3 protein-coding genes are annotated in these 4,649 nt (G+C 73.1%); 1 reads left to right on the forward strand and 2 read right to left on the reverse strand.

Annotated features, from left to right (window positions below):
• The first annotated feature begins 155 nt into the window (after window positions 1-155).
• Window positions 156-1,523 (forward strand): L-serine ammonia-lyase, encoded by a 1,368-nt coding sequence (locus ACFW2E_RS41780; protein ID WP_384475872.1) that lies wholly within the window; start codon window positions 156-158, stop codon window positions 1,521-1,523.
• A gap of 8 nt (window positions 1,524-1,531) precedes the next feature.
• Here ACFW2E_RS41780 and ACFW2E_RS41785 read toward each other — a convergent pair whose 3' ends face one another.
• Window positions 1,532-3,085, reverse strand: a complete 1,554-nt coding sequence (locus ACFW2E_RS41785; RefSeq protein ID WP_384475875.1) for a hypothetical protein — start codon at window positions 3,083-3,085, stop codon at window positions 1,532-1,534.
• 6 nt (window positions 3,086-3,091) lie between these two features.
• A partial coding sequence (locus tag ACFW2E_RS41790; RefSeq protein ID WP_384475878.1) for a GTPase-associated protein 1-related protein occupies window positions 3,092-4,649 on the reverse strand: 1,558 nt, incomplete at its 5' end.

Raw genomic sequence — 4,649 nt, forward strand, 5'->3', positions numbered from 1 at the left:
GTGTGGGGGGGCTGTTTTTGTTTTAAACCCCCCCCCCGGGGCCACCACATGTGCGCCCCCCCGGGGGGGCCCCCCCCCCCTCGGGGGGGCCCTCTTGTCTGCGGGGGGGGGGGGGCCCCACCCCCTTCGCACCACCCCCGTATTGAGGAGTCACCGTGGCCATATCGGTCTTCGACCTGTTCTCGATCGGCATCGGCCCGTCCAGCTCCCACACGGTCGGCCCGATGCGGGCGGCGCGCATGTTCGCGCGCCGGCTGCGCAACGAGGGCCTTCTGGGCTCCGTCGCGTCGGTACGTTCGGAGCTGTACGGCTCGCTCGGCGCCACCGGCCACGGCCACGGCACGCCGAAGGCCGTGCTGCTCGGTCTGGAGGGGGAGTCTCCGCGGACGGTGAACGTGGAGACGGCCGACGAAAGGGTCGAGGAGATCAGGTCCGGCGGGCGGATCCGGCTGCTCGGCGAGCACGAGATCGCGTTCTCCTTCGACGACGACCTGAAACTGCACCGCCGCAAGGCGCTCCCGTACCACGCGAACGGCATGACCCTGTGGGCGTACGACGCCGAGGGCACGGAGCTCCTCTCCAAGACGTACTACTCGGTGGGCGGCGGCTTCGTCGTCGACGAGGAGGCGGTCGGCGCCGACCGGATCAAGCTGGACGACACGGTCCTGAAGTACCCCTTCCGCACGGGCGACGAGCTGCTGCGCCTCACGAAGGAGACGGGCCTGTCGATCTCCTCCCTGATGCTGGAGAACGAGCGGGCCTGGCGCACGGAGGAGGAGATCCGCGAGGGGCTGCTGGACATCTGGCGCGTGATGCAGGCGTGCGTGGCCCGTGGCATGTCCCGCGAGGGCATCCTGCCGGGCGGGCTGAAGGTGAAGCGCAGGGCGGCCGTCACGGCCCGCCAGCTGCGCGCCGAGGGCGACCCGCTGGCCCACGCGATGGAGTGGATCACGCTCTACGCGATGGCGGTGAACGAGGAGAACGCGGCCGGCGGCCGGGTGGTCACCGCCCCCACGAACGGCGCGGCGGGCATCATCCCCGCGGTGCTGCACTACTACATCAACTTCGTCCCGGGCGCGGACGAGGACGGCGTGGTCCGCTTCCTCCTGGCCGCGGGCGCCATCGGCATGCTCTTCAAGGAGAACGCCTCCATCTCCGGCGCCGAGGTCGGCTGCCAGGGCGAGGTGGGTTCCGCCTGCTCGATGGCCGCGGGCGCGCTCGCCGAGGTCCTCGGCGGCAGCCCCGAGCAGGTGGAGAACGCCGCCGAGATCGGCATGGAGCACAACCTCGGCCTGACCTGCGACCCGGTAGGCGGTCTGGTGCAGATCCCGTGCATCGAGCGCAACGGCATGGCCGCGGTGAAGGCCGTCACGGCCGCGCGGATGGCGATGCGCGGGGACGGCTCGCACAAGGTGTCCCTCGACAAGGTCATCAAGACCATGAAGGACACGGGCGCGGACATGAGCGTGAAGTACAAGGAGACGGCGCGGGGCGGGCTCGCGGTGAACATCATCGAGTGCTGACGCGGCGCTCAGCTGCCCAGGCACCACTGCACGAACCGTCCGATGCTGTCGTCGACCCGGTCGTCGTCGCCCGCCACGGCGGCCGTGCAGAAGAAGCGGACCTCACCGAACTCCAGGTCCATCGTCTGCACGAGATTGCGCAGCCCCAGGCGCTCGCAGAGCCAGTCGCGGGCGGTGTCGCTGTCGTCGAGGCGCTCGGGCACCAGTCCGTGCCCGGCCAGCAGGTCCGTCTTGCTGATGGCCACCGCGAGGCGCGCGCGGTCGAGCGGGGTCCCCATCGTGCGCACCGTCTGGACCGACCGTCCGAACACCTCCTCCGGATCGACGGTCGAGGCGAGCGTGCGGTCCACCACGGACTCCGGTGACGGTTCGAGCCGGGTCCAGAAGGCGTCCACCGCCATCGGGTCGAGGACGAAGACGAAGGTCCGGGCGGCCCGGACGTAGCGCAGCGCGTCGGTCTCCTCCCGGTTGACGAACCGCTCGCCGGCCGTGTCGAAGACGTGCACGAGGCGCTCCGCGCGGCCCGTGCCGAGGACGAACGAATGGGCCCGGGGCAGTGCCTTCTGGGTGCTGCGGGTGTTGCCCCGGATCTCCAGCACCTCCCGCAGGACGCGGTAGTTGGCGTGCGACTCCTCGTCCGCGAGCCGGATCTCCGGGCCCCCGTTCTCCGCCCCGTTCTCCAGTGACATCAGCATCGCCGCCATCAGCTGGGTCTTGCCCGCGGCCCGGCCGCCGATCAGCGGCAGGACCACCTCGGGCATGTGCCCGGCGTCCGTGTTCAGCGGCTTTCCGCAGTTCTCGTGGGTGCAGTAGCCGGCCAGCCGCGTCTGCCGGCTCATCAGCATCAGCAGGGTCGGCATGCGCTCGCCGCACGCGCAGCGACGCCGGAACAGACCGTATCTGCCCGGGCGGATGTCGGCGTGCCGGCGCCGGCAGTTCGCCCGCGGGCAGTCGTACGCCGGATACGGCACGCGTTCGAAGCAGTGCGGGCAGATCATGCCCCGGCCCAGCCGGCGCAGGCGCAGCACGGCCCGGTCGACCGCCCGCAGCAGCACCGCGAGGAGCCGGGCACCGGCCATCAGCAGGCCGACGACGAGCGCGTGCAGCCCGTAGAGCACGCCGAGCACCGGAACGGCCAGCACCGCCCCGAGACCCAGACCCGTGTAAAGCGTCAGACCGTAGGGCACCGACGCCAGCCGCACCCACCCCTGCTGCATGGTGAAGTACCGGCCGGTCACGCCGCGGAAGGAGTCCCCGGCCGTGCGGACGTACGACCTGCGCCCCAGTGTGGCCAGCTGACGCAGGTCCCGGGTGGCGGGCCCGTAGAAGTAGTTGCGGTACGCCTGCACGTCCTCCTCGGCGGGACGGTACGGCGCGATGGTCACGAACTCGGGCGTCCGCCGGTGCAGCACCCCGACCGCCACCCCGCCGTACCGCCACGCCAGCTCGCTGACCAGCGCGAGCGCGCGCAGCGCCACGATGACCGGGGCGACGGCCAGGTACACGGCGAGCGCGCCCACGTAGAGCGCGGGCAGGAGGATGAACATGACGATCTCGGTCACCCGGGCTCACCCCTCTTCCGTGCGGGAGCCGTCCGGTGACCGGCGGCGGGTGATCTTGCGGACCAGCTTCTGCGGCGCGCTGAGCCGGCGTTCGGCGTGCCGCTGGTACTCCTTGGCGAGTTCGGCGTCCAACGGGCGGACCGCCCGCTCCAGCAGGTTCAGGTCCGCGAGCCGCCAGTGGTTGGCGGTGTGGGACCGCAGCGCGCCGACGATGTCGAGGTGCGCCTGGGGCAGCCCGGCCTGCGCGCTCACCGTGACGACGCCGGTCACATGGCTGAGCAGCACCTCGTCGATCCGGTCGGCACGGACCGCCGCCGAGTGCACCGCCCGCAGATAGCCGTCGGCCAGCGCGAACCCGAACGCCCCGATGTCCTTGCGCAGCCGGGCCGGGTCGGCGGGCAGCCGCAGCAGGGCGGGCAGCAGCCGGTACCGCTTCAGGGCGCGGGGGGCCGCCCACAGTTCGGTGGCCGCGGTCCCGAACTGGAGCGCCAGGGCGGTGGCCTCACGGGCCTCGCGCAGCGCGGAGTCCAGACGGAAGGTGGTCTCCATGCACTCCTGGGTGACCGGACGCAGCCAGGCGCGGCGGGCCGGGGCGCAGAGCTCGTCCAGCAGCCGCAGACAGGCCTCGAGGCCCTGCGCGTCGCTGATCTCGCGCTTCACCGCACGGTCGAACCACTCGCCGACCGCGTCGTCCACCGGCAGTCCCTGCGGCAGGCGGCGGGCGATGGCGGTCGCCTCCTCGTGCGTCCAGGCCGGGGAGGCCTGCCGCCACAGGGCGCGCAGCAGCTCGGCGTCCGGGGAGGCCTGGCCCCGCACCTCCAGGATGCGGAACATCAGCTCGACCGTGCGCGAGGGATCCCGCTCGGCCTGTGCCCGCCAGTAGTACTCCAGGAGCCGGGGACTGCCGCGCAGGTCCCGCTCGTCGAGCAGCTGGGCGGGGAACTGCGCGAAGAGCTGCTCCTGGCCGGGCCGTTCGCCCAGCACCTCGTGCACCCCGGCCGCCAGGGCGGCCCTGAACTCCGGTTGTACGCTGACGAGTTGTGCCACCTCCTGGCGCAGGCCGGGGCCCGCGGAGCCCGAGCCGAGCAGCGCGTGGGCGAGTTCCAGGGACTCGGCCGCGATCACCTCCCGGGGCGGGGTGAGCCGTGCGCCCACCGCCCACAGCAGCAGCCGTACCCGCTGGCGTGTGTTCGTGGCCTCGCCGAGCAGCCGCTGCCACAGCTCGGTGGCCCGCTCGCGTTCCGCCGGGTGCGTGATCGGCACCGGACCGGCCACGTTCTCCGCGCCGGTCACATAGGCGCGGATCCGCGACTGGTGCAGCTTGCCCTCCAGCTCCTGGTGCAGGGCGGTGTCACCGCCCGCCACGGCGGCCGCGCTGAGCGCCGCCAGTTGGCCGTCGTCCAGGTCGCGGTGCTTGCGGTGGAGGTCCGCGGCGACCGCGGCCCGGCGCGGCCCGAGGTGGCCGGCGCCCGCCCGGCACGCGCGCCCCCCCCCGGGGGCGGCCGGCGGGTGCGCGCTTGCGCCCCCCGCCCCCGGCGCCGCCCCCCGGGGGGGCCCCGCGCCC

Origin of the sequence: Streptomyces sp. NPDC058964 (genome assembly GCF_042741275.1) — a bacterium.
In the GTDB taxonomy this organism is placed as follows: Bacteria; Actinomycetota; Actinomycetes; order Streptomycetales; family Streptomycetaceae; genus Streptomyces.